The organism is Modestobacter italicus (genome assembly GCF_000306785.1).
GTDB classification, from domain to species: Bacteria; Actinomycetota; Actinomycetes; order Mycobacteriales; family Geodermatophilaceae; genus Modestobacter; species Modestobacter italicus.
The window spans coordinates 3,025,836-3,050,758 of sequence record NC_017955.1 but is presented as its reverse complement, the minus strand read 5'-3'; the positions used below and the strand labels follow the sequence as shown (position 1 = coordinate 3,050,758).

Genomic DNA, 24,923 nt, shown 5'->3' with positions numbered 1-24,923 from the left:
TCGTCGTCCGCCGGGAAGTGCCCGACCGGCAGCTCACCGCTCGTCGGGCTGCCGAGTGGCGGCATCGTCCGGGTCGGGCTCCTCGTCGTCGGCGTCGGCGGCGCTGCGGGGGTCCCGCCCGTCGAGCAGGTCGCGGACGTAGCGGTAGACGACGGCGACGACCGCCGCGATCGGCACGGCGAGCAGAGCGCCGAGGATGCCGCGCAGGCTGCCTCCCGCAGTCACGGCGAGCAGGATCATCACGGGGGGCAGGTTCAGTCCGCGGCCCTGGATGATCGGCTGCAGCACGTTGCCCTCCACCGCCTGCACCACCACGATCACTGCCAGCACCGCGACGGCGGTGGTGAATCCGTTGCTGACCAGGGCGATGAGGACCGCGACACCACCCGCCACGAACGCGCCGACGATCGGGACGAACGCACCGATGAATATCAGCACCGCCAACGGCAGGATCAGCGGCACGTCCAACAGGAACAGCCCGACCGCGATGAAGAACGCATCGACGAAGCCGATCAGGGCCTGCGAACGGATGAAGTCCGACAACGTCCGCCACGCCTGCGTCGACACCGCGGCGATGTGCGGCGCGACTGGACGGGTGGTCTGAGCGCCGAGCCAGGGGAGGAAGCGGGGCCCGTCCTTGAGGAAGAAGAAGGTGAGCACGAGGGCGAGGACGGCGTTGGTCACTCCCGAGCCGACCGCGGTGACCCCGGAGAACACGAAGCTCAGGATGTTCTGCAGGTTGTCCTGGACGGTGTTGATGGCCCGGTCGACGGCTTGTCCGACCTGGTCCTCACCGAGGTTCAGCGGTGGGCCGGTCAGCCACTGCTGGACCTGCTGCAGGCCGGCGACGATCCCGTCGACGACAGCCCCGGACTGCTGCAGGACGGGCGGGACGACCAGGAGGAAGACACCGACCAGAGCGGCGATGAAGAGCAGCACCACGGTGAGGGCGGCCAGGGCCGGTGGCCAGCGATGCCGACGCAGGAAGCGCGTGAGGGGCCACAGCACGGTGGTGACCAGGAGGCCGAACACCACCGGGAGCAGCACCGGCCACAGCACGCCGATCAGGTAGCCCAGACCGACCAGCCCGGCAGCGACGAGCAGCAGCTCGGCGAAGACCCGGGCCGTCTCGGCGAGGGCGTGCCGCAGTCGAGATCCGCGCTGTGGCGAGGGGGCCGGCGCAGCGGTGACCGGCGCGCTGGTGTCGGGCTCCTCGAGAGCGGCGGCTGAGGCGCCGCGCAAACCGTCGGATCGAGCGACCTCGTCGCCCGCGCTCATCTCGCGGCGGAACAGCAGCCGGGTGCAGTGGTCGTCATGCGAACTCCAGATCAGATCAGGTGTCCGAGGAACGTGACCGGGTAGTTCCCGAGGACGCACGTGGTATTCCTGGGACACTCCAGCACTGCGAGGGGAGTCAGGTGATGTCGACGTCGATGTCCATGCCGCTGGGCGGCGTGCAGGTGGGGTCGTACGAGAGCTATGCGCAGGCCCAGGCGGCGGTCGATCACCTGTCCGACCAGAAGTTCCCCGTGGAGAACGTCACGATCATCGGCTCGGACCTGCGCCAGGTCGAGCGGGTGCTCGGCCGGATGACCTGGGGACGGGCCATGGGTGCGGGAGCCGCCAGCGGCGCCTGGTGGGGCCTGTTCGTCGGGCTGCTGCTGGGCATCTTCGCTGTCACCGGTACCGCCTGGATCGGCTCAATCCTCACCGGGCTGCTCATCGGCCTGGTCTTCGGGGCGGTCTTCGGCGCGCTCGGCTACGCCGTCACCCGCGGACAGCGGGACTTCACCAGCACCAGCCAGGTCGTCGCCAGCCACTACGACGTGCTGTGCGAAGCCGGCCATGCCGAACGAGCTCGGGAGCTCCTCGCGCGATTCGCGTTGCGCGGCTGACCGACCCGGATCGTCATTGACTCGATTGCCGGGCCCGCTTCCGGAGGTCGACGAGGAGACTGCTGGAGAACACGCTGCGGCAGCCTCCGGAAGGAGGTCGGATCGATGACCTGGTGGCCGGCTGTGGCCGTTGTCGGGTTCTTCCTCCTCTCGGCGGCGGTGGTCGCGCTGGGCAGGATGTCGACTGCGCGCTACGAGCGGGAGCAGAGCCGGGCCGCCGAGAAGCCCGATGCGCAGGGAGAGCACTGCATGTGAGCGTCGGAGGCCCTTCTCCACTGCCCACTTGGTGTGGCTCGGGGCCCGCAAGCGCATCCGCGCAGGAGGGAAGCTGATGGACCTCCTCAGCCGGGCGCATGCCGATCCCGACCGGGCGCTCGCCGCACCTCCGGATCAACATGAAGGCCGGACGGGCGCGCACCGAGCCGTGCGGCCGTGACATTCCCCCAAGATGGGGGACGGCCCCATGGCGGGTCCGACTGCCGCGCGATCCCTGCGGGTCGTACCGAAGTGGCCGGGCCGGTACGGCCCGATCCAGAAATCCCGTCCGGTGACGGTGACCTAGGGCCGACATGGGTAGCAGTCGAAGGTCTGCGCTGTCCGTCACGCGGGGCCTGTGCTCTTCGAAGGCAGAAGGCATGACGGATGTCGTGGTCCGGCGCCGCCGCAGCGGCGTGGACATCGTGATGGGCGTCCTGCTCGTCATCGTCGGGTTGGTGGTCCTGGCGCACGTCGTCTGGTCCACCGTGGTGTCGGTGGTCTTCCTGGGGTGGCTCGCCCTGGTCGGCGGCGTCGTCGCCCTGGTCGCCGCCGTGTTCTCGATCGGCCGTGGTGGGTTCTGGGCGACCGCCCTCAGCGGCGGCCTGCTGCTGGTGCGGGGGTTGATGCTCCTGCGCCACACGGGTGCGGCGATCCTGGCACTCACCCTCCTCGCCGGGTCGCTGTTCCTGGCCGGCGGGATCGTCCGCTTGGTGATGGCCTTCGACCGCGGGGCTCCCCGGGCGGCTCTGCTGCTCAGCGGCGTGGTGTCCGCGGTCCTCGGGCTCGTCGTCCTGGTGAACTGGGTCGCGGCGAGCTTCACCCTGCTCGGCGTCCTGCTCGGGGCTCAGGCGCTGACCGATGGCATCATGCTCGTGCTGTTCGGCAGCGCCCGGGTGGACCGGCGCCCAGAGCTGGTCGGCGCTGACCGGGTCGAGCGGTGAGGACGCAGCTGGCGCGTCGTCGACGCAGCGCCCTGGTCGGCCTGCTGGTGACTGCCGTGGTCGTCCTGACCGGATGCGGGAGCGACGAGCGGCCCGTGCGGGTCGGTGGCCCCGGGGTGGAGGCGTCGGTCGGGGACATGGAGCTGCGCAACATCCGGCTGGACAACCCGCCCGAAGGGATCTACCCCATCGGATCGGCGGCCCTGCTGGGTGTCGCCATGGTCAACGAGGGCACCGAGGACGAGCAGCTGATCGGTGTCACCGGACCGGACTTCACCGGGGTGGTGGTGGACGAGAACCCGGCCTCGTCCGACCCGGCCATCACCATCCCGGCGGGGGAGACGGTGTTCACCGACGGCCCGGACGGTCCGGTGCTCGTGCTGGCGGAGATCGACGAGACGTTGCGCACCGCGGAGTACCTGTCGATCACCTTCACGTTCGACCGTGCCGGGGAGGTCACGGTGAAGGCGCCCGTCAGCGCTCCGCTGCGGCTGACGCTCGACCGCTGGCTGCGCCAGCAGGCCGGAGGAGACTGAACCGCCAGCGCTACCGCCAGGTGGGCACCGTCTCGACCGCCTCGGCCACAGCAGCGAAAGACGGGAGCAACGCGCGGTAGAGCTCAGCCCTGTCCGGGTTCGGGTGTACGACCTCGGCAACCCGCACCAGCGCGGCTGCCTCGTCGACCGATTGCAGGTGCCCGAGAGCGACGTGACCCAGCAGGGCCGCGCCGACCGCTGAACCCTGCTCGTTCGCCGGGAACCCGACGGCCGTCCCCAGGACGTCGGCCAGGAGCTGACGCCAGAAGACGCTGCGGGCGAAGCCGCCGGTTGCTCGCAGCTCGGTCAGCTCCAACCCTGACGCCCGCATGGCCTCGAGCACGAGAGCCAGCTGCAGGCACACGCCCTCCAGCGCCGCCCGGACCACGTGGGCGCGACCGTGCCGCTGGCTGAGCCCCAGCAGTGCCCCGTAAGGGTCGCCGCTCCACCGTGGGGCGCGCTCGCCGGCGAGGTACGGCAGCATCAGCAGGCCTTCGGCCCCCGGCGGCACGGTCGCCGCCAACCTGGTCAGCTCGGTGTCCGGATCGGCCAGCTCGGCACCGACTACTCGGCCCAGCCACCGCAGCATGTTCCCGCCGTTGTTGGTGGCCCCGCCGACGACCCAGCGACCGGGGACGAGCAGGTAGCAGAACACCCGCCCCCGGTCATCGACCTGCGGCTCGGGGACGACGCCCCGGATGGCGCCGCTGGTGCCGATCGAGCACGCGGCCACCCCGGAGGCCACGGCACCGACACCGAGGTTGGCCAGCACCCCGTCGCTCGCGCCGACGACCACCGGTGTACCAACGGGCAACCCCCAGGCGGTGACACCCTCGCCGAGACCAGCCACGATCTGCGTGGGAGGACACAGGTTCGGCAACTGCTCACGTCGCACACCGGCCAGGGCGAGGGCCTCGTCATCCCAGTCGCGCGCGGCCAGCCCGTACAGCCCGGTGGCTGACGCGGTCGATTCGTCGACCATCAGCTGCCCGGTCAGGCGGTGGACGACGTACTCCTTGATGCCCACCCAGTGGGCGGCGCGACCCCAGACCTCGGGTTGCTCCTCCCGGAACCACAGCAGTTTCACCAGCGGCGACATGGGGTGCACTGGCGTGCCGGTGCGGCGGTGCAGTGACAGCCAGTCGCCGGAGTCGCGCAGCCGGCGTGCCTGCGCCCGTGCCCGCTCGTCGGCCCAGGTCACCGACGGGGTGATGGGAGCACCGTCCGCGTCCAACGCGATCAGACTGTGCATCGCCGCAGAGAAGGCGACTGCCGCCACCCGATGGCCCGACCCGGTCACGGCGCCGGAGACCTCACGGACCACCGCCGCCGCGGCGTCGACCACCATGTCCGGGTCCTGCACCACCCAGCCCGGGTGGGGTGACTCGGTCGGGTACTCCCGCTCCGCGTCGGCGTGGCTGACCGCGTCGACGTCGACGGCGGCCGCCTTGACCCCGGTGGTGCCGATGTCGACTGCCACGACCAGCCCGGGATCGCGCGGACCGCCGGTCATCTCTCGCCGCGCCAGCGCCGCCGCAGCGTCCACGCTGCTCCCCTGGGCAGACGATCTCGGGTGACGACCCCCTTCTCGTCGCCCCCGACGCGCATGACGCCCGGGGTCGTCGCGACGTCGGCGACGTGCCACACCTGCTCGTCCACCACGGCGTCGATGCAGCCGGACACCCGGTGGTTCATCTCGAGGTGGGCGGTCCAGTACTCCTCGGTCCACGGAGCCGGCGATGTCGCGTGCAGTGCGGGGTAGGTGTCGGCCCCGTCCAGACCGATGACGACAGCGAGCCGGAACCGCCACAGCTCGGTGAGCGGCTGGCGCTCTCGGGTGGCCGCGTCACGAGGTCTGAGCACCTTTCCTCCTCGTCGGGGAAGTGCTTGCCGGTCGGGAACCCCGTGCCCCGGGCATCCACCGGGGGTGCCGATGACCATTCCCCGGAACCGCTTCTCGGTCAACGGGCGGTTCCAGCTCGTCGCCGAGCAACGGGTCGCCGAGAACGAGGCGCTGGACACCGCACGCCGCCTGGTCGGCGACCAGCCGCGCGAGGTGGTCAAGCCGTGAGCTCGCCCGGTGGCGAGCGGCCGCTCTCCCGCACCGACGGCGACGGTCGGCCCGGAGCGCCGGCACGCCCGGCAGCTCGTCGAGCAGGCGTACCAGTCCCAGATGTCCTCGTGAGCGGACTGCGCAGACGCGCCCGCGCACGGCCGTTCGGCGCAGGTCGTCGCCCGCGCTGCATCGACGACGGTCGTCGGGACGTCAGCGACGGCCAACTGCCGCGCGGCAGCGTCCTGCAGTCCCATGGCCAGGGACGTCACCACCATCACGCCGTACCGGACCACCTCGTCGACGTGGGCTTGCCCCCCGCTTGCGCCAGGAGGATGGTGGCCGCGGCGAGCGGCACGACCTCGAGGGCGAGGTGCTGGTTGACCCAACCCGTCGAGAGATCCCGGTCGACAGCGGCGGGCACCGCTGAGTCCTCCACGGTCCGGCACGGGATGGAGGCGACGTCCCGACGCGGGAGCCATCGATCGGTGGACTCAAGCGGTGACGTTCGCGCTGTCACCCGCAGTCGCGGCGAACGTGGCCCCGGAGACCATGCGTGCGGCATCGGAGGCCAGGAACACCACCAGCGGGGCGACGTCCTCCGGGTCGATGAACGCCACGCCCAGCGGAGAGGTGCTGGTGAGGGAGTCGTGCGCGGTTCGCTCGTCCTGTTCGACGTCACCGCTCGGGTCGCCGCCGCTGGCGGAGATCGCCTGGGCGTAGCGGTCCTCGTGCCGGGTCAGTGCCGTGTCGATGAGGCCGGGAACGAGGGTGTTGACCGTGATGCCATGCACTCCGAGCTCGAGGGCAGCAGACTTCACCAGCCCGATGAGCCCCCACTTCGACGCCGAGTAGGCCGCGCCGAACTTGGTGCCGTGCTGGCCCTGGGTCGAGGACGTCACGATGATCCGGCCGCCCCCACGGCTGACCAACGCAGGCCCGAATGCCCGCAGCACGTTCGCCGTCCCGGTCAGGTTCACGTCGATCTGGTCGTGCCAGTCCAGGTCGGTCATCTCCAGCAGCGGTGCGAACCCCTGGATGCCGGCGTTGGCGAAGACGATGTCTATGCCGCCCCACCTGCGCTCCACCGTCTCGGCCGCGGCTCTCAGCGCCGGGAGGTCCCGTTGGTCGATCACGTGGCCCTGCCATCGCGCGTCGCAGTTCTCCACCGCGCGCCCGGTCTCCTCCAAATCGGCCGGCGTGGCCGGCGAGAAGTTCAGGATGGGGCTGACCGTTGCGGCGATGTCGATCCCGACGACGTCGGCGCCGGCACGGGCGAGCGCGACCGCAGCAGCCCGACCGATCCCGCGGGCGGCACCCGTCACCACCGCCACCCGACCCGACAGCGCATTCGAGGTGAAGGTGGCGTGCGGATCCGTGCTGGACATCGATCCTCCGATCGGAACGGCTGACTCGGTGGAGATCCGGTCCCCCGTCGTCCGGCTCTGCCCGGCTACCCCAGGTGTCCCGGCATGAACCGACGGAGCCGCCGGACGCGGCGGCACCTCGAGCCGGCCGGCCGAGCAGCAGACCGGGGCGCGACGTCGGGAAGGCGAAGAGCTGCCTTGCCAAGGACCGTCCCGCCGCCCACGCTCGGGTCATGACGCTGATCGGCGACCTCCCGCCCGGACTGGCCGCCTCGGCGACCCGCGTGGGCGACGCCTCGACCGTGCTCGACGACGAGCAGGTCACCGAGTTCGTCGCCGACCAGCTCGGCGCCCACCCGTTCGACGGGCGCAGCGTGTGCGTGCTGGTGCCCGACGCGACGCGCACCTGCCCGCTGCCGCTGCTCATGCGCGCCGTGCACGGCGCGCTGCACGGCCGGGTCACCCGGCTGACGGTGCTGGTGGCGCTCGGCACCCACGCGCCCATGACCGAGGAGGCCTTGGCCGCCCACCTCGGCTACCCGCCGGGCCGGCCCGCCGACTCCTATCCCGGCACCACCGTCGTCAACCACGAGTGGTGGCAGCCGGAGACCTTCGCCGACCTCGGTACGATCCCGGCCACGCGGATCGCGGAGCTCTCCGGTGGACGGATGGACCTCGACGTGCCGGTGCTGCTCAACCGGGCGGTCGTCGACCACGACATCGCGCTGGTGGTCGGCCCGGTGCTCCCGCACGAGGTCGTCGGCATCTCGGGTGGCAACAAGTACTTCTTCCCCGGCGTGGGCGGCCAGCGGATCATCGACGTCTCGCACTGGCTGGGGGCGCTGATCACGTCGGCGGAGATCATCGGCACCACCGGCATCACGCCGGTCCGTGCGCTGATCGACGACGGTGCCGCCCTCATCCCGTCGGAGAAGCTGGCGCTGTGCGTGGTGACCGCCGAGGTCGCCGACGGCGCCGCCGACAGCGGGGTGGACTCCACTGTCCCCGCCGCTGCCGCGGGGCCGCAGGCAGGAACGGGGAGCGCACTGCACTCGGTGTCCTTCGGCGAGACCCGGGCCGCCTGGGCGTCGGCCGCCGAGGTCTGCGCGGCCACCCACGTCACCTACCTCGATGCCCCGGTCCGCCGGGTGCTCTCCGTCGTCCCGGAGATGTACGACGAGATCTGGACTGCCGCCAAGGGCTTCTACAAGCTCGAGCCGGTGGTCGCCGACGGGGGTGAGGTGGTCCTCTACGCCCCGCACGTCACCGAGATCTCCTCCACCCACCCGGAGATCCACGAGGTCGGCTACCACTGCCGGGACTACTTCGTGGCGCAGTGGGACCGGTTCTCGCACGTGCACTGGGGGGTGCTGGCGCACTCGACCCACCTGCGCGGCGCCGGTATCTACGACGCGGCGACCGGTGAGGAGCGGCTGCGGGTGCAGGTCACGCTGGCGACGGGGATCCCCGAGGACGTGTGCCGTGCGGCAAACCTCGGGTACCTCGATCCGGCGACCGTTGACCCGGCCGCCTTCGCCGCCGATCCGGACACCTTGGTCGTGCCGCGGGCCGGCGAGATGCTCTTCCGCCTGCGTCGCTGAGCTGCGGCCCGACGGTGCGACGCCATCTCGAGCACGTACCGCGTCGCTTCAGGTCCGGAACAAGGACGCAGCGCCCCAGGATCCGCCATGGCGGTGTCTGCGCGCTGGGCTCGAGGTCCGGGGCTCGGCCCACGCCATCAGTTCCGGCCCTCGTCCGCGGAGGTTCGAGCCTGTCGCGCTCGTCGATCGGCGATCGGAACGCAGACATGCGTCGGGCCTCGTCGGGTCGGGACCGCGCGCGGCACGGGCGCCATCAACAGGAGCGTCCCGCACCCGGGGTCAGCTGGCTCGCTTGGCCTCACTGGCGGCGACGATCATGTCGACGGCATCGTCGAGCGAGATCTCGCTGGTGTCGATGACGAGGTCGTAGCGGCTCGCGTCAGTGGGGTCCCAGTGCATGAGCCGATCCGACATCAGCACGCGCATGCGGTCCTCGCGTGCCTGCCGCTGTGCCGCGACCTCGGTGCTGACGCCGTAGGCCTCGGCCGCCCGGCTGACGCGCGTCCGGAGCGGGGCCTCCAGGCGGACGTGCAGCGCACCCTGCATCTCGGAGAGGATGACCGTGGCGTCACGACCGACGACCACGCCGCCGGAGTCCCTGACCATGTCGATGACGTCCGCGACGTTCTGCTGGATGAGCCTGGAGTCGGACAGCGCGTCCGCCGAGACGGAGGCGTCTCCTTCGGTCGTGGTCCGCGAGAAGGACCGCAGGAAGCCCAGCATCCCGCCGGAGCCGAAGGCCGCAGCCGAGGAGCCGGTGACCGCAGCCGAGGCCGCGGCCGGCTGGGTGGCCTCGGCCTGCTCCAATTGCTCGGAACTGAATCGCGTCCCGGCATACGGGACACCCAGACGCTCGGCGACCCGGGCAGCCACGTAGGACGCGCCGGCGCCGTACTGCTCGTTGATGGTGATGACCGGGCCGGCCACGACGAACTCGCCGTCCGCCACGGACACCGCGCCGCCCGCGGCGGTCGCCTCGCCGAAAGCGTGCCTCGCGCGACGGTCGTTCAGCTCTCGGACGATCTCGCGGTGCTCGTCGTTCGTGAGCGGGTAGAACCAGAGCGCGACCGCGGCGATGACGCACAGCGCCGCCGGAACCCACCCCGCCGCGATCTTGATGCCCTGGATCGCCTCCGGAGACTGGACCTGCGCACCCGCGGTGTACCCGAACGCGCCGATGACCGCCCCACCGAGAAAGCCGCCGACGCCCTGGCCGACCTTGCGGACGAAGGACAGGATGGAGTAGCTGCCGCCCTCGGCGCGAGTTCCCGTTCTCCACTCGCCGTAGTCGACGGTGTCGGCCTGCATCGAGAACATGAGGGCGTTCGTGCCGCCGAACCCGGCGCCGAAGACGAGGAAGGCGAGCAGCGCCACCAGCAGGTCGCCCGTGGGCGTGAGCGCGATGAGCACGAAGCCGACCACGCCGACGGCGGCCAGCGCCACGTAACCGACTCGCTTGCCGACCCTCTCCGTGATCGCCGGGATCAGCGAGGCGACGGCGATCGTGCCGATCGTCTGGCAGAGGTACAGCCAGGTGAAGGAGGTCGCGCTGCCGAGCACGTCGCGGGCGTAGTACAGCATCACCGCGTTCATCGTGAAGGACGCTCCGAGGAGGAACAGTGCACCGAGGCACAGCACCAGCAGCGGCTTGTTCCTCCGGACCATCTGCAGCGTCGTCTTCAGGGTGAGCTCCCCCGCGCCGGCCGGCACGACCTCGCGGGTGCTCCTGAAGCACAGCCAGTACAGGACCAGCGCGATGACCGCCAGGATGATCGTCGCGGTCGTGAACCGCAGCCGGATGTCGTCCGCCGTCGTGTCCTCGAACTGAGGGGACAGGACGAGGGAGAGCACGACGCCGGTCATCGAGGAGGCGATGGACCGGGCGCCGGAGAGACGAGACCGGTCTGTCCCGTTCTCCGTCATCGCGGCGGACAGCGATCCGTAGGGGATGTTGACGAAGGAGTAGCACAGCTGGAATGCGGCGTCGAACAGGAGGACCCACGCGATGGTCGCCGTGGGGCCCAGGCCGGCGGGCGTGCTGAACAGCAGGACGAGCGAGATGGCCAAGAAGGGGCTGACCCAGATCAGCCACGGGCGCAGGCGCCCCCACTTCGTCTCCCTGCGCCCGACGGTGTTGCCGGCGATCAGGTCGGTGACACCGGCCCAGATCTTCGTGACGCCGTAGATGATGCCTGCGATGGCGGCGGGGACGCCGGCGATGTCGGTCATGTACGCCATGAGGAACAGCGACGTCATCATGAACGAGACGTTGTTCGCCACGTCGCCCAGCGAGTACCCGACGACCCGGCTGCGGGGCAGTCTCTCGTCGGCGCTGGTCCGGGTGGAGTCGCTCACCATGACGGATTCTTTCTCGACGGGTCTGTCATCCGGCGCCCTTGGGAGGGTCTGAGAAGCGCGTCATCGAAGACCTCCGCATCGACATCGGCCCCGACGGGTTGGCTCACTGCCTGGCCCTCGAGCCGGACCCGGCCGAGGTGCGGGTGGTGCTGGAGACCCGGTACGGCTGCTGGTCGACGCTGGGTTCACCGCGCTGTCGGTCGACCACGACCTGGTCGCCCATCGCAGCGGCCCGGCGCGGAAGGAGGATCCGGCGAGGATGCCCGGATCGGCTACCTGCTGGCGCTGGACCGGCACGCCGGGCTCGAGCAGCTGATCCAGCACGGCTGGCTCGGTGGGGGACTGCGGGCGATCGCCGGCGACTACGAGCGCGCCACCCGCGACCGCGCGGTCGAGGACCCTGACCCGGGAAACACCTTCCCGGGCGAGGTGAGCCACCTGAGCTCCCCGGGCCTGGGGGACGTCCTCGCCGCTCGGGTCGCCGGTGAGGACGGCGAGCAGATCGACCAGTGCGAGTCCTGCGACGGGTCGCCGTACCACGCCGGCCGAGCACCGGTGACGCGGAAGTCCAGGCGGAGCCGACGCACCCGCTCTCGCCGACTGGTGCAACACCCCTACCTCGACGCCGCCCTGGGCGCCTTCGGCAACCGCTGGTTGGAGGTCCGCTGGCACTGCCTGGCCCAGGGCGTGCGTCACAGCGAGGCCGAGCACGTCGCCAACCGCAAGGCACTCGGCCGCGCCGCATGAGGGCGTGGTCGACAGGGGTGTCTCACGCCCCTCCTCGCCGGCGCTCGTCGACTTCGTCCACGGCGCTGCTGCGTCCATGCGTGAGCCGCCCGCTCGCTCATGTCCCGGCCTCCCGCTCCAAGCGCTCGGCGTCCGCCGCCACCGCGGCCACGAGCTCGCCGTCGGCGCCGACGTGCGGATCGAGGGTGTCCAGGACGCGGCGGGCCGCGTCGGGCAGCGGGCCGGCAGCGCGACGGGTCAGCTCGTCGGCGCGGGGGTCCGCCACCGGAACACCGTGGCCACGCAGGTGGCAGACCCAGGCGGCGAGCACCCGCACTGCCCCCTCCGGCATCCGCCCGGTCGAGCGCTCCTCGGCCACGACCGGCAGGATCCGCTCCGGCAGCTTCTGCGAGCCGTCGGTCGCGATCTGGGCCAGGCTGTGCCGGATCCGCGGGTTGGCGAACCGGGTCACCAGCGCCTCGCGGTAGGTCTGCAGGTCGGCGGCGGGCAGGTCCAGGTGCGCGACGGCCTCGTCCCACCACTGCTGCATCCAGCTGCGGCACGTCTCGTCGGTGACCGCCTCGGCCACGGTGGTGTGCCCGCGGATGGAGCCGGCGTAGGCCAGCAGCGAGTGGGCGCCGTTGAGCAGCCAGAGCTTGCGGTGCTCGAAGGGGACGATGTCGTCGCTGAACCTCGCTCCGGCGTCCTGCCAGCTCGGCCGGCCTGCCGGGAAGGCGCCGCTCAGCACCCACTCGGCGAACGGCTCGGTGGCCACCGGCGCCCGGTCGATCCACCCAGGGCCCTCGGCGACGATGCGTTCGTCGCCCGGGTCGGTACGAGGGGTGATCCGATCGACCATCGTGGTGACCTTCGAGACGTGCTCGGCACACCAGTCCGCCAGTTGCGGGTCGACCATCTCGGCCAGGTCGCGCACGACCCCCACGGCGATGGCGCCGTTGCCCGCGACGTTGTCACAGGGGACCAGCGCGATCGGTCCGGCATCGGACCGCCGTCGCGCCGCGAACCCGGCGAGCAGCCGGGCCGGGGTGGTGCGCACGGGCGCGGCCAGATCGCGGCGCAGGGCGTCGACGTCCTGGCGCACCTCGGGCCTGTCGCGGTCCAGCCCGCCGTCGGCGCTGCGCACGTAGCCGGCCTCGGTCACGGTCACCGTGACCGCTGCGACGTCGGAGGAGGCGAGATGGTCCAGCCAGGCCTCGTGCTCTCCGCCCGGGTACGCCGCGGAGAGGCTGCCGACGACCTCGAACCGGTCACCCTCGGCCGCCCGGGTGATCAGGGTGTACAGCCCCTCCTGGGCGGTGAGCTGGTTGGGCAGGTCGGCGCTGCGGCCGCTGAAGGCGGCGATGCCCCAGTCGCCGGCGTCGGGCGCGTGCTCGGTGTACCAGGCCTGGTGGGCGCGGAAGAAGTTGCCCAACCCCAGGTGCACCAGCCGGACAGGGGCCGCGGCCCGGCCGGCTCCTGCCCGTCGGGTCAGCTCCCGGCCGGTCACAGCTTGAACACCCGGGTCGGCTGCGTCGTCACGAGGTCGACGGCGGTGTCGACGGCCTCCTCCTCCGACAGCCGGTGCTCGGCGACCAGCCGGGCCAGCACCCCCGAGTCGATGCGCCGGGACAAGTCGTGGCGGGCCGGGATCGAGCAGAAGGCTCGGGTGTCGTCGACGAAACCGGAGGTGCGGGAGAAGCCGGCGGTCTCGGTGACCGCGTCGCGGAACCGGCGCTGGGCGTCCGGTGCGTCGAGGAACCACCACGGCACCCCGACGTAGACCGACGGGTAGAACCCCGCCATCGGCGCCAGCTCCCGCGACCACACCGTCTCGTCGAGGGTGAACGCGACCAGGTGGAAGTCCGGGTGGGTGCCGTAGCGCTCCAGCACGGGCCGCAGCGCATCGGCGAACTCCACCCGGATCGGGATGTCGCAACCGACGTCCCGCCCGAAGCGCTCGGCCGTCGGCCGGTGGTGGTCGCGGCGCACCCCCGGGTGCAGGGTCATCACCAGGCCGTCGTCGCACGACATCCGGGCCATCTCCAGCAGCATGTTCCGGCGGAAGGCCACCGCCTCCTCCGGCGTGGCCTCGCCGGCCAGCGCTGCAGCGTGGATGCGCTCGGCCTCAGCGGGCTCGAGGGGGTCGGTGCGCACGTCGGGATGGCTGTGGTCGGCCGACCGCCCCCCGTGCGCGATGAAGTGGCGGCGGCGCTCCTCCAGGGCCTGCACGTACCCGGCGAAGTCGCCGGTGTCGATGTCGGCGGCCTCGCCGAGCCGGCGCACGGCGTCGGGCCAGCCGAGCGCGCCCGCCTCGAGGTAGGCGTCGGGCCGAAACGCCGGGATCACCCGCCCCGACCAGGCGGGGTCGGCGGCCAGCGCGGCGTGGTCGGCCAGGGTGTCGCAGGGGTCGTCGGTCGTGACCAGCACCGAGATGTCGAAGCGCTCGTAGAGCGCGCGCGGCCGGTAGGCGTCCTGACCGAGACGCTCGGCGACCTGGTCGTAGATCACGTCGGCGGAGGCGGCCGACGGGCGCTGGGTGACCCCGAAGATGTCCGCGAGCTCCATCTCCAGCCAGTAGCGCACAGGCGTGCCGCGGTAGACGTGCCAGTGCTCGCAGAGGCGGCGCCACACCGCACGGGCGCGGTCCTCGTCGAGCGGACCCTCGCCGACGCCGAGCTCGTCCAGGCCCACCCCGTCGGCGTGCAGCAGCCGGGTCACGTAGTGGTCGGGCGTGATGAACAGGGTCGCCGGGTCGGGGAACGGCGCATCGTCCAGCAGCAGCCGCGGGTCCACGTGCCCGTGAGGGGAGATGATCGGCAGGTCCTGCACCGCGTCGTGGATCCGGCGTGCGATCGCGCGGACCTCGGGCTCGGCGGGCAGCAATCGGTCGGGATGCAGGACCAGTTGCGGGGAGGTCTGCGTCACACTCACTGGGTCAGCATGGGCCAGTGACGCGGCGCCCGACAACCGGTTGGGGTGCGGTCGCGTCATCGAACCGGACGGGAGGACGGCCATGACCGGAAGGGTGCTCGGAGCAGGATCGCAGGTCGGCGCGGCGAGTTGATCGAGTCGGCGCTGGCCGAGCACTTCGGCTACCCCGAGGGAGGTCTGGCCGAGCGCTGTCCGGGCCCGGTCGTGCTCGATCACGCGTGGTGGGACCCGGCCACCTTCGACGCCGACCTCACCGTCATCGTCGGGCCGGTCTTCCCGTGAGGCTCGTCGGCTCGACCGGCGGCACCGACTGCCTGCTCCCGGGGTCGGCGGACGGGAGATCTGGTGGGTGACGGCGGGATCGCGGGACCGCAGCCGGGCGGTCGCCGCCGCGTGGTGTTCGACCTCCTCGCCGATCCGCTCCTCCTCGTCCAGGGCTCGCGCCAGAGCGGGCCGGGGGTCGCGTTCCCCTGGGGGACCGCGCGGGCCACCCCGTCGCCCTTCACGTTCGTCGACGCCGGTCCAGACGGGGCAGCGCGGCAGCCCCGGCTGCCGCTCGACCGCGGTCCCGTGCCGGGTGGACCGGGTACTCGTTGCGCACGCAGGTGACAGCGCCCACGCTGGGATGTCTCAGCGGGGAGCACGCGGTCTGCACCCACCGACCGCCGGTCCCCGTCTCACAGCGACTGAAGGGCATCTCCATGGCCGGCGACACGACTGCTCCCGCTGAGCTGGACCGCCCCTGGACGAATACTTCGCTGTCCCCGCAGGAGCGGGCGCGGGAGCTCGTCGCCGCCATGACGCTGGAGCAGAAGATCGCCCAGCTGCACGGTGCGATGGACACGATCGACATCTACTCGATGAAGGCTGACACGGCCGAGGGCATGGAGCAGCTCGCCGCCCAGATCCGGGTCGAGCGCCACGTCGCCGCGATCGAGGAGCTGGGCATCCCGCGGTTCCGCATCACCAACGGCCCGGTGGGCGTCGGGATGGGTGACGGGACGCCGAGCCCGCCGGCCACGGCGCTGCCGATGACCATCGGCCTGGCCGCCGGGTTCGACCCCGCGCTGGCGCGCGAGTACGGCACGGTCATCGGCTCGGAGACGGCGACCCTCGGTCAGCACGTGCTGGAGGGCCCCGGCGTGTGTCTGCACCGCACGCCGATCTCCGGCCGCAACTTCGAGTACTTCTCCGAGGACCCCTACCTCAGCGGCGTCATGGGCGTCGAGGTCGCCCGGGCCATCCAGGAGCACGGCGTCATCGCCATGGCCAAGCACTACGTGTGCAACGACCAGGAGTACGAGCGCTTCCGGGCCGACGTCGAGGTCGACGAACGGACACTGCGCGAGCTGTACCTGCTGCCGTTCGAGATGCTGGTCAAGGACGCCGACCTCGCCGCGATCATGAGTGCCTACAACCGGGTCCGCGGCACGTACGCGACCGAGCACCGCTATCTCCTGCACACGGTCCTGCGGGAGGAATGGGGGTGGCAGGGCTACGTCCAGTCGGACTTCTGGTCCTGCCGTTCGGCGGCCCCGGCGGTCAACGCTGGCCTGGACCACGAGATGCCCGACGCCAAGTGGCTCAACGAGGACAACGTCAAGGCGGCGCTGGCCGACACCAGCCTGGAGATCGAGACGGTCGACCGGGCGCTGGTGCGCCGGTACACGCAGATGTTCCGGTTCGGCCAGTTCGACCGGCCCTACGACCCCGGCGAGATCGACGCGGAGGGGCACGGCGCGATATCCCGGCGGATCGGTGAGCAGATCGCCGTGCTGCTGAAGAACGACGGCGCGGTCCTGCCGCTGGAGCCGGGGGTGCAGAGCGTCGTCGTCATCGGTCAGGCGACGTACGTGGACGAGGCCTGCCTCGGCGGCGGCGGCAGCTCCAAGGTCGACCCGCTCTACACCGTGCGACCCATGGACGGCCTGCGGGACGTCCTGCAGACCCTGGGATCCTCGGCGGACCTGCGCGAGGTGACCGTCGCCGACGACCTGTCCAACCTGGCGGAGGCCCAGGCCGCGGCGGCAACGGCGGACGTGGTCGTGATCATGGCCGGGCTGGTGGCGACGGAGGGCGCCGATCAGCCGGACGCCCACATGCTCAACGACCAGGACCGGATGATCGCCGAGGTGGGACAGGTCAACGTCCGGACGGTCGTCGTGCTCAAGGACGGCAACCCGGTCCTCATGCCGTGGATCGACGCCGTCCCGGCCGTGCTGGAGGCGTGGAACCAGGGCGCCGAGGACGGGCACGTCGTGGCCGACCTGCTCTTCGGCGTGGTCAATCCCGCCGGCAAACTGCCCACCACCTACCCGAGGTCGTGGGCGGACACCCCGTTCGCCGGGCACCCGGAGCGCTACCCCGGCACCGACGAGGGCGCCGGCTACCCGGTGCTGCGCTACAGCGAGGGCCGGCAGATGGGCTACCGCTGGTACCAGGCGCAGGGCATCACGCCGCTGTTCCCCTTCGGACACGGGCTGTCGTACACGACCTTCGAGCTGTCCGACCTCGCCGTCAGCCCGGAGCGCACCGACGGGGCGGCACCGCTGACGGTCCAGCTCACGGTCGCCAACACCGGGGACGTCGCGGGAGCGGAGGTGGCCCAGGTCTACCTCGAGCTGCCCGAGGCGGCGCAGCAGCCACCCAAGCGCCTGGTCGGGTTCTGCAAGATCTGGCTGGAGCCGGGAGCCGCGGAGCGGATCAGCGTGACCATCGATCCCGCCGCGACCAACCACCCGCTGTCGGTGTGGGACGACGGGGCCCACGACTTCGTCGTGCTGCCGGGGGAGTACACGGTCTTCGTGGGCTCCTCGAGCGAGGACACGCCGTTGTCGGCGACGGTGACGATCGACTGACCGTCCGGCCCATCCGGGTCCGCGACGTCGTCGACGCAGCAGGCGCGGGGCGGCCTCCGGTCCCGCGCGCGAGGGAGGACACGCTCCTCGTTCCTGCCCCGCAGGAGCCCAGGCACGGTCCCGCACGAGGACGGTCCAGCAGGAACCGCGATGGAGGCGGCCCGGTCGGCGTCAGCCCCGTGCGGTCAGCAGCCGCTCGATGTGCTGGAGCCGTTCGGTCAGGGCGGCCATGTCGCCCTTCGTCGCCGACTGCTCCTCGGGCTTGAGGGTCAGGACGAGCTGACCGCTCGGGGTGAGCTCACCGTGTTCGATCTCGCTGATGTCGTCACCGTTCTGGCTGCGGACCGCGTGGTCGAGTTCCCTGGCTCGCAGCCCGAGCGCCTTCAGGCCGCGCTCGCGGACGTGGCCGTTCTCGACCACGGTCGTCGGCCTCCCTTGCAGGATCCTCGCTGCCCGGGGGCTGACGTTCGTCAGGTAGGTGAGCGCGGTGTTGAGGACGACGAGCGTGATCGCGGAGACCACGCCGCCGACAAGGCTGGTGTCATCCCCGACGATCGCGTCCTCCACGCCGCCGGCCAGCAGGAACAGGACGATGAAGTCCAGGGTGTTCGTCGAGGCCAGTCCCCGTTTGCCGAACACCCGGAGGAGCACCAGGATGACGCCGTAGACGAGCGCGGCCCGCAGGACCTTCTCCAGCACCGGGATCTCCAAGGTCACCATGGCCTGCCACATGCCGATCTCCTTCGTTGGCGGGTTGGCCGCGCATGCCGGCCACTGTGGCCGGACACTCGCGCAAGGTGCTCATGGTGGTGTGCCCGGGCACGAGGCAGCTGACCGCGCGAAGGTCCGGATGGCCGGCGCGTCCTCGCCCATGGGCCAGCGGCGAACGGCATGACCGCCCGCTCACTGGCTGCCGTTCGATTCGGTCGCTGGCCTTCCGCACCACTCCCGTGTCGGCAACGTGCTGCGCAAGCCTTGCAGGTGATTGGGGGCCTGCTCCCGTCGTCCTCTCGATCACGTCCGCGGTGCGATCGAGCCCGGCCGAGCCGGTCAGTGCCTCGGCCTCGGACCGCGGCACGGCGAGAGATGAGGAGCAGGAGCAGGAGCAGGACGGAGCATGCGCTGCGGCGTTGTGCAGGACGATGGCCAGGACGAGCACCGTGATCCCGAGCAGGCACGCCGTGACCAGGCCGCGTCTCGGTCGGAGCAGAGACTCGTCGAATCGGCTGGGTCGGGCGGCCAGGTTCGGATCCTCGCGGCCGGCCGGCCGGCCATGTTCCGCAGGACGGCGATCTCATCCTCATCAAGGGCCATGGGGCTCTCCTCGCGACGGTTGCTCGGTGCATCTGTGTGGTCCCGACCTCGGCTCCCTTGTGGCTCGAGTGGGTTTCTCGGACATCCCGTTGGCCGCGGCGCTCACGATCGGGATCGACGTCCGGACAGGGGAACGGTGAGGATCCGAGCCCCGGACTCCGGCTTGCCGATGGGAGTGCCGCTGGTGATCGGGAGGTAGCTGACATACCCGAGCTCGTCGCGCGCAGGACGGCCGGTGCGGCGTTGCCGGAGGAGGCGGTACAGGCACGAGGCCGGTCCGACGGTCAACTCGACTCGTGCCGGAGGTCCCTCGTGGCCGACCGTCCACTGCTGGCCGTGCGCGGGGCCGCAGTAGGCCCGCGCTTCGGTGGCGCCCGCTGCACCGCCACGCACGTCGTCGCGTGGCGACTCCGTCCCGCGATTGGCGAGCGTCCGAGCCAACGGGGACGGCGACTCGGCCGCCTCGTCCGGTACCTCCTCGAGCAACCCTTCCAGTCCCGCGAGGTGCAACAGGACGGCGAGGAAAGGAGCAGGGGTCACCAGCCGCAACCTGCGTCCGCGGTTGGCAGCCAGAGCTCGTGCCCCGGTCAACGCCCGCAGACCCTCGGCGTCGCAGGAGCTGATCCCTCCCACGTCGACCGTCCAGGTCGGGTGGCACGACGTGGAACTCAGCGCTGCGAGAGCGTCGGGCAGCAGCTGAGCGCAGGTGCGGTCGAGCTCACCGACCACCCGGACGAGTCCAGCGCCGGGGTCGAGCGTGACCTGAGCGGGGCGCGGCAAGCCGTGGGACGTCGGGTCGGCCGTGGCATGTGGGCGCATGGCAACTCCCCTGCGGAGTCAGCAGCCGACGCGTCCGACTGCCGAGGCGCCGCGGACCTGTGCATCAGGCCAGTGACTCGACCCAGTCTCGAAACTAGCATCGGCCTGCTGTGCGTCACCAGCCGGATTCAGACCGGTTGTGTCTCATGGTCACGTCATCAACCTCACCGGGGACGGGCGCCTCGTCCTCGACGGGTCACACGCAGCCCTCGACCGCAGGGCGCTCGCTCAGCTCGTCGTCGGTGACCAGCTCGGCAGCGCTGGCGCCAGGCGGGCCGCAACGGCCTGCAACCGAGTGCACGATCCAGAGTTCTGGTCCCTCGGCACAGGCAAGGTGCGGCACACGGGGCGCGGGCGAGCAGGCGTGGGAGCCGGTGACCTCGTGCTCCTGCCCGCAGGACGTCGGCCCGTCCACGGACCGGCCGACCATGCCGGCCCTCCTCGCGGTGTCTGCCGGCGCCCGGCATGGCCCAGGCGGTAGTGGCGGTGGAGCCATGCGCTCCAGGAGCCGTGCCCGGGCACCCCGAGGCGGAGTCGGGGTGCCCGGCGGCCGGTCAGCGGAGCGCGGCCTGCTCGCGCTCCACGTCCTTCTTGGAGGGCCACATCTTGGCCCCCAGGACGCCGCCGAGTGCGGCGGCGGCGATGGTCAGGCCCAGACCCAGGGACGCCCAGCTGGCGCTGGACTTCGCGGTCTCGGCGGCTTGGGCGGGGTCGATGTTCGGCACGTTGGCCGTACCGACGTTGGCCACATCGGTGACGACCTGGGCGACCGGGCCGAGCAGGGCGCCGCCCCCCAGCAGGGCCAGGCCCAGGATGGAGACGATACCCAGGGCCCAGACCAGGATGCCGTGCAACAACCCGTCGTTCGTCCCCCGCCACATGGAACTCGCGCCGGCGGTCAAGCCACCGAGGAAGAAGGCGATCAGCCCGTTGATCCCGCTGATCCAGCCGGCGTTCGTGCCGCCGGGTTCGGCGATGTCCCACCAGCCCAGGGCCAGGGTGATCACCTCGAGCAGCAGGAAGGTGGGCAGCGCCACGACCAGGCCGGCCCAGACCGGCCCCCAGCGCACCCGATCCCTGCGCGGCGGGATGCCGACCGCGCGATCCCGGTCCGGGTCGTGCACCATGTTGCCGCGCATCACCACGTCCGGACCCGCCGTCCGCGTCGTCCCCGCCACGTTCTCGCCGCCCACTGAGTGGGCGCCACTGCTGCTCGTCATCTCGTTGCCTCTCGTCGTTCCCTGACGTGCGGCCCCTCTGCTCAGGACGGTCGGACTACCCTTCAGTGCCCAGCCGGGCACCCGATCGACACATCCGGCCGTTCCCGGCCCGCAGATTCTCGGCGGTCGCGGACGGCCGGGCTGGGATCACGGCGGATCCGCTGCTGCCATCCGCGCTGCTCCAGGCCCCCCGGTCCGCGGTCGGTGCCGTGGACGGATGGGGCAGATCCTCGGCCGGGATGCGGTCGTCCGTTGACAGGGCGTGCTGTGCTGGCCGCCTTCGAGTCGTCGACACGGCAAGTGACTGGCTGGGCCCGCCACGTCGGGCCCGCCACGTCGGTACGCGATGCTCGACGGGCCGGACGACCACCTCGACGAGTCGCCGCGCTTGCCTCGCGGCCGCCGACCGGGGCCAGGGTCAGGGTCAGCTTGAGCAGGCCCACACCACCGGAGCGCCCGGTCGGCCGGTCCCGGTCGACCAGTGAGACGACCTCGGCGGGCAGGTCGGGTGGGGTGTACCAGGCCGGGTCGGCCCGGCGACGGGCGACCGACCCGGGAGCTACCGGTGTGGTCATCGGCCGCTCGGCGCGGGCCGGTCGAGGACGGCGGCGTAGATCCGGTCGGCGACCTCGCGCAGCCCGGTGCCGGAGAAGCAGTCGGTGAACACGATCGGCCGGCCCTCGCGGACGGTGCCCGCATCGCATTACATGACTGCCGGTCGGCCCGCACGTGAGGCGCGATGTCGATCTTGTTGATCACCAGGAGGTCGCTGTTGTTGACGCCGGGGCCGCGCTTGCGGGGGATCTTGTCACCCTCGCCGACGTCGATGACAAAGATGATGTAGCCGGCCAGGGCGGGGCTGTAGGTGAGGGTGAGGTTGTCCCCGCCGGACTCCAGCAGCACCAGGTCGGCTTCGGGGAAGCGGCCGGTGAGCTCCTCCACCGCGTCGAAGTTCATGGTGGGGTCGTCGCGAACGGCGGTGTGCGGGCAGGACCCGGTCTCCACGCCGACCACCCTGGCCGGGTCGAGCCCGTCGGCCAGGGTGGCGCGCACGTGCTGCGCGTCCTCGCTGGTGACGATGTCGTTGGTGACGACGACGGGGGAGTGGCCGTCGGTGATCACCAGCAGCACCAGCGCCTCGATCAGCGCGGTCTTGCCCGAGCCGACCGGCCCGCCGATGCCGACCCGGGGCACCGCCCCGCCCAGCCGGGGCAGCCCTGCGGCCGGCTCCTCGCGGTGCATGTGGTCGTGCGGATGGTCGTGGGTGTGGACGCACCGCCCTGCCTGGACCAGGCGGCTCGGGTTCTCTGGTGTCACGGCGAGGTCGCCGAGGCTCGATGTCCGACCTAGCGTCGAGGGAGCTGCTCAGGCCGGCAGCCGGCTGAGGAGGGCCTGTTCGTCCCAGTCCGAGGACATCAGCAGCCGACGCAGGGCGAGCAGTGGCTGCTGAGGGTCCACCGGCTGGTCGCTGAGCTGGAAGGCGGCACGGTAGCCGGCCTGCTGCACGTGCGGCAGCGCGGCGGTGTTCCAGGCCCCGTAGGGATAGGCGAACAGGTCCAAGCCGTGACCGACGATCTGCTCCAGCTCGGTCTTCGGCGCCTGCAGCTGGGTGGCCCAGTCCGCATCGCCGTAGCCGGTGACCGGGTGGTGGTCCCAGGTGTGCACCCCGATGGTCATGCCGGCGCGGTCCAGCTGGTGGACCTGGTCCCGACTGAGCCAGTCGGGCTTGTCGAGCACCACGGTCATCACGAAGAAGATGGCCGGCATCGACAGCCGCTGCAGGATCGGCAGCGCGTTGGTGAAGTGTCCTGCCGAGGCGTCGTCGAAGGAGATGACCACCGGTCGCGGCGGCAGCGTGGTGCCGAACTCGACGTGGTCGACCAGTTGGGTGCTGGACACCGGCTGCAGCCCGGCTCCGGTCAGCGTCCGCAGGTGGCGTTCGAGCAGCTCCGGTGGGCAGGTCAGCGACCGGGAGGCCGGGCCGTCCTGCTCGGTGAACTCCCGGATCCGGTGATAGCAGAGCATCGGGACGGTGGCCCGCGCCAGCATCTCCGCCGGGGTACCCGGGCTCGGTGGCGAGGTCTGTGGAGCAGCGGCCGGTGACGTCGCGGGCCCGGTGGCGCTCGTTCCGCTGGGGCTGCTCGTCGGTTGGGGCCGTGGTTGGCTGGTGCAGCCGGCCAGCGCGAGTGCACCGGCGGCCGCCGCGCCGAGGAACTCCCGACGACCCATCGCCCGCATGGAACCTCCGATGTCGACATCCCCCCATCGCAGCCGCCACGATCGCGGCGCCATCGTCATCGACCAGACCGGCCGTGCTTCAGATGTTGGACCCGTCCGGCGGGGTGTCGGCCGGGGGCAGCGGGGCTCCGCCGTCGGCCGTGGTGGGCGGGCAGGTGAGACCGAGGGTGTACGCCGTCATCGACAGCGAGCCGTAGGCGTAGCCGTCGACGAGCACGTCGGTGCGTTCGCCCCCGTCGGCACCGGCCAGACCGGCCAGGTACAAGGCCGGGATGAAGTGGTCCGGGGTGGGGGCGGCGGTGCGGTAGTCGGGGTGGGCGTCCAGCGTCGTGAACTCGGTGGGGTCGGTGAGCATGCGCTCCTTGGCGTCCTGGTCGAACCGTTGCGCCCAGTCGTAGCCGGAGTCGGTGAGCTTCCAGTCCATGCCGCGCAAGTTGTGCACGACGTTGCCGCTGGCCAGGATCAGCACGCCGCGCTCCCTCAGGGGCGCCAGCTCGCGGCCCAGCTCCAGGTGGTGGTCGAAGCCCTTGAAGGCGTTGATCGACAGCTGCACGACGGGGATGGAGGCGTCGGGGAATGCGTGCACGAGCACCGACCAGGTGCCGTGGTCGATGCCCCAGCTGTCGACGTCAGCGCCCACCCAGGTCGGGTGCACCACGTCGCTGACCTCGTCGGCGAGCTCCGGCAACCCGGGGGCGGGGTACTGCACGTCGAACAGCTCTTCGGGGAAGCCGTAGAAGTCGTGGATGGTCCGCGGCCGCGGCATCGCGGTCACGGCGGTGGCGTTGATGTACCAGTGCGCGCTGATCACCAGGATGGCGCGCGGCCGGGGCACTACCTGACCGAAGGCGCGCCACGCCGCCGTGTACCTGTTGACCTCGAGGGCGTTCATCGGGTTGCCGTGCCCGAAGAACGCGGCGGGCATCACCTGCCCCGGTGAGGTGGGAGCCTGACTCATGTCGCCTCCTGGCGCGCGGTGCCGTCGGGTCACACGTACCTGGGCGGCCGGGGATCCGCAAGCCGAGGACGCCTCTCCGGTCGCCGGTGTACGGAGGGATCACCGCGACGGTGGCTACGCTGGTCGGACCGACAGCTCGGCGACCGCAAGCGGCCTCGTCCCGGGTCTCAGATCCAGCGCTTCTCGGTCGTGAACCTTCCGAAGTAGACGAGGAGGTGCCCACCGGCTGCTCGGAGCGCCCCGGCGACCCGCTTCTTGCGGTCCTCCCCGCGGACGGGGACGTACACGACGTGCCCGCCGTTCCGCAGGGCCCGGTCATGGAGGTCCAGCGTGTCGTTCTCCGAGGAGGTCCACTGCAACAGCCGCAGCAGCTGTCCACGCAGCCCGTGCCGCTGCCCGGTGCGGTCGAGCAGGGCCGCCCCCTCGGGCCCGCTGAGCACATGGACCTCGGACACGTCGACGTCGATGCCTCTGAGCTTCTCCACCGCGTCGTCGGCGCTGGCCTGGTCGTCCAGGACCGCGACGAGCTGATGCATCGGGTAGCGGTAGAAGCCGGGTTCGTTCCGGTGCGGCTGCTGGTCGCTCATAGGTCGTCCCTCCTACGGACATCGGTCGAAGGCCATCTTCTCGCCCCTGGGGGTCCCGTTCAGCCCAGCCCTGTCGGGGCCGAACTCACACTCCTCGGTGCGGTGCCCACCAGTGGCACCATCCCTGTCCCGGTGCGAATCCGCTGGACGACGGCCCGGAGCACGCAGCCGACGACCACTACGGCCAGCCCCTCGACCGACCTCCTAGGGCTCGCCACAGCCTCGCCGGCCGATGGTCGCTCAGGCCGTGAACGCCCACCGTC

Annotated in this window: 23 protein-coding genes; 9 read left to right on the top strand and 14 right to left on the bottom strand. The window is 71.5% G+C overall.

The window, feature by feature from the left end; genetic code table 11:
• Positions 1-33: 33 nt before the first annotated feature.
• Positions 34-1,278, bottom strand: a complete 1,245-nt coding sequence (locus MODMU_RS14650) for an AI-2E family transporter (protein ID WP_166503503.1) — start codon at positions 1,276-1,278, stop codon at positions 34-36.
• Between the two features lie 143 nt (positions 1,279-1,421).
• Between MODMU_RS14650 and MODMU_RS14645 the strand changes: the two genes are divergently transcribed.
• The 4 genes from MODMU_RS14645 to MODMU_RS14635 all read left to right on the top strand — a co-directional run bounded on the left by MODMU_RS14645 (position 1,422) and on the right by MODMU_RS14635 (position 3,630).
• Positions 1,422-1,895 carry a YflT domain-containing protein gene (locus MODMU_RS14645; RefSeq protein ID WP_051143995.1) on the top strand — a complete coding sequence of 158 codons (474 nt, stop codon included), beginning with the start codon at positions 1,422-1,424 and terminating at the stop codon, positions 1,893-1,895.
• Positions 1,896-2,000: 105 nt separating this feature from the next.
• Positions 2,001-2,150: a hypothetical protein gene (locus MODMU_RS28555; protein WP_166503502.1), complete on the top strand. Its 150-nt coding sequence runs from the start codon at positions 2,001-2,003 to the stop codon at positions 2,148-2,150.
• Between the two features lie 380 nt (positions 2,151-2,530).
• Positions 2,531-3,094, top strand: coding sequence for a DUF308 domain-containing protein (locus MODMU_RS14640; protein ID WP_014741072.1), 564 nt, complete (start codon positions 2,531-2,533; stop codon positions 3,092-3,094).
• The gene (locus tag MODMU_RS14635) at positions 3,091-3,630 is read left to right on the top strand and encodes a copper chaperone PCu(A)C domain-containing protein (RefSeq protein ID WP_014741071.1); all 540 of its coding nucleotides are present in this window, start codon (positions 3,091-3,093) and stop codon (positions 3,628-3,630) included. Before MODMU_RS14640 ends, MODMU_RS14635 begins: the two co-directional genes overlap by 4 nt.
• Before the next feature lie 10 nt (positions 3,631-3,640).
• Here the strand turns inward: MODMU_RS14635 and MODMU_RS14630 are convergent, their stop codons facing one another.
• Both MODMU_RS14630 and MODMU_RS14625 read right to left on the bottom strand, forming a co-directional pair.
• A complete protein-coding gene (locus tag MODMU_RS14630; protein WP_197537333.1) occupies positions 3,641-5,176 on the bottom strand; it encodes a gluconokinase in 1,536 nt (511 codons plus the stop codon).
• Entirely contained in the window at positions 5,140-5,493 is a 354-nt protein-coding gene (locus MODMU_RS14625) for a glycoside hydrolase family 2 TIM barrel-domain containing protein (RefSeq protein WP_014741069.1), read from the bottom strand. The genes MODMU_RS14630 and MODMU_RS14625 overlap by 37 nt, the downstream gene beginning before the upstream one ends.
• Positions 5,494-5,563: 70 nt before the next feature.
• On the opposite strand from MODMU_RS14625, the gene MODMU_RS28550 reads away from it, so the two are divergent.
• Positions 5,564-5,701: a hypothetical protein gene (locus MODMU_RS28550; protein WP_166503501.1), complete on the top strand. Its 138-nt coding sequence runs from the start codon at positions 5,564-5,566 to the stop codon at positions 5,699-5,701.
• A 476-nt stretch (positions 5,702-6,177) separates the two neighbouring features.
• On the opposite strand, the gene MODMU_RS14620 is transcribed toward MODMU_RS28550, so the two are convergent.
• On the bottom strand, positions 6,178-7,071 hold the full coding sequence (locus MODMU_RS14620; RefSeq protein WP_014741068.1) for an SDR family NAD(P)-dependent oxidoreductase: 894 nt from the start codon (positions 7,069-7,071) through the stop codon (positions 6,178-6,180).
• A gap of 212 nt (positions 7,072-7,283) precedes the next feature.
• Between MODMU_RS14620 and MODMU_RS14615 the strand changes: the two genes are divergently transcribed.
• Positions 7,284-8,651: a lactate racemase domain-containing protein gene (locus MODMU_RS14615; protein WP_014741067.1), complete on the top strand. Its 1,368-nt coding sequence runs from the start codon at positions 7,284-7,286 to the stop codon at positions 8,649-8,651.
• A 279-nt stretch (positions 8,652-8,930) separates the two neighbouring features.
• On the opposite strand, the gene MODMU_RS14610 is transcribed toward MODMU_RS14615, so the two are convergent.
• Complete coding sequence (locus MODMU_RS14610; protein WP_014741066.1) at positions 8,931-11,009, bottom strand: cytidylate kinase family protein; 2,079 nt, start codon at positions 11,007-11,009, stop codon at positions 8,931-8,933.
• Positions 11,010-11,438: 429 nt separating this feature from the next.
• On the opposite strand from MODMU_RS14610, the gene MODMU_RS28120 reads away from it, so the two are divergent.
• Positions 11,439-11,756 (top strand): hypothetical protein, encoded by a 318-nt coding sequence (locus MODMU_RS28120; RefSeq protein ID WP_014741064.1) that lies wholly within the window; start codon positions 11,439-11,441, stop codon positions 11,754-11,756.
• Positions 11,757-11,853: 97 nt separating this feature from the next.
• Here MODMU_RS28120 and MODMU_RS14600 read toward each other — a convergent pair whose 3' ends face one another.
• Together MODMU_RS14600 and uxaC are read right to left on the bottom strand one after the other, a co-directional pair.
• A complete protein-coding gene (locus MODMU_RS14600; protein ID WP_041795308.1) occupies positions 11,854-13,242 on the bottom strand; it encodes a mannitol dehydrogenase family protein in 1,389 nt (462 codons plus the stop codon).
• On the bottom strand, positions 13,239-14,666 hold the full coding sequence (gene uxaC, locus MODMU_RS14595; RefSeq protein ID WP_014741062.1) for a glucuronate isomerase: 1,428 nt from the start codon (positions 14,664-14,666) through the stop codon (positions 13,239-13,241). Before uxaC ends, MODMU_RS14600 begins: the two co-directional genes overlap by 4 nt.
• A gap of 129 nt (positions 14,667-14,795) precedes the next feature.
• Between uxaC and MODMU_RS28545 the strand changes: the two genes are divergently transcribed.
• Together MODMU_RS28545 and MODMU_RS14590 are read left to right on the top strand one after the other, a co-directional pair.
• On the top strand, positions 14,796-14,948 hold the full coding sequence (locus MODMU_RS28545) for a hypothetical protein (protein ID WP_014741061.1): 153 nt from the start codon (positions 14,796-14,798) through the stop codon (positions 14,946-14,948).
• A gap of 419 nt (positions 14,949-15,367) precedes the next feature.
• Positions 15,368-17,524, top strand: a complete 2,157-nt coding sequence (locus tag MODMU_RS14590; RefSeq protein WP_014741060.1) for a beta-glucosidase — start codon at positions 15,368-15,370, stop codon at positions 17,522-17,524.
• Positions 17,525-17,695: 171 nt separating this feature from the next.
• Here MODMU_RS14590 and MODMU_RS14585 read toward each other — a convergent pair whose 3' ends face one another.
• From MODMU_RS14585 to MODMU_RS14550, 7 genes are all read right to left on the bottom strand, one after another.
• Positions 17,696-18,256, bottom strand: coding sequence for a DUF421 domain-containing protein (locus MODMU_RS14585; protein ID WP_014741059.1), 561 nt, complete (start codon positions 18,254-18,256; stop codon positions 17,696-17,698).
• 684 nt (positions 18,257-18,940) lie between these two features.
• Positions 18,941-19,657 (bottom strand): STAS domain-containing protein, encoded by a 717-nt coding sequence (locus MODMU_RS14580; protein WP_014741058.1) that lies wholly within the window; start codon positions 19,655-19,657, stop codon positions 18,941-18,943.
• A 554-nt stretch (positions 19,658-20,211) separates the two neighbouring features.
• Complete coding sequence (locus MODMU_RS14570; RefSeq protein ID WP_014741057.1) at positions 20,212-20,877, bottom strand: hypothetical protein; 666 nt, start codon at positions 20,875-20,877, stop codon at positions 20,212-20,214.
• 147 nt (positions 20,878-21,024) lie between these two features.
• Complete coding sequence (gene ureG, locus MODMU_RS30200; protein ID WP_331437081.1) at positions 21,025-22,194, bottom strand: urease accessory protein UreG; 1,170 nt, start codon at positions 22,192-22,194, stop codon at positions 21,025-21,027.
• A gap of 48 nt (positions 22,195-22,242) precedes the next feature.
• Complete coding sequence (locus MODMU_RS14560) at positions 22,243-22,926, bottom strand: polysaccharide deacetylase family protein (protein ID WP_051143994.1); 684 nt, start codon at positions 22,924-22,926, stop codon at positions 22,243-22,245.
• 268 nt (positions 22,927-23,194) lie between these two features.
• Positions 23,195-24,073, bottom strand: a complete 879-nt coding sequence (gene ygiD / locus MODMU_RS14555; protein WP_014741054.1) for a 4,5-DOPA-extradiol-dioxygenase — start codon at positions 24,071-24,073, stop codon at positions 23,195-23,197.
• Between the two features lie 167 nt (positions 24,074-24,240).
• The gene (locus tag MODMU_RS14550) at positions 24,241-24,660 is read right to left on the bottom strand and encodes a hypothetical protein (RefSeq protein WP_014741053.1); all 420 of its coding nucleotides are present in this window, start codon (positions 24,658-24,660) and stop codon (positions 24,241-24,243) included.
• Positions 24,661-24,923 lie beyond the last annotated feature (263 nt).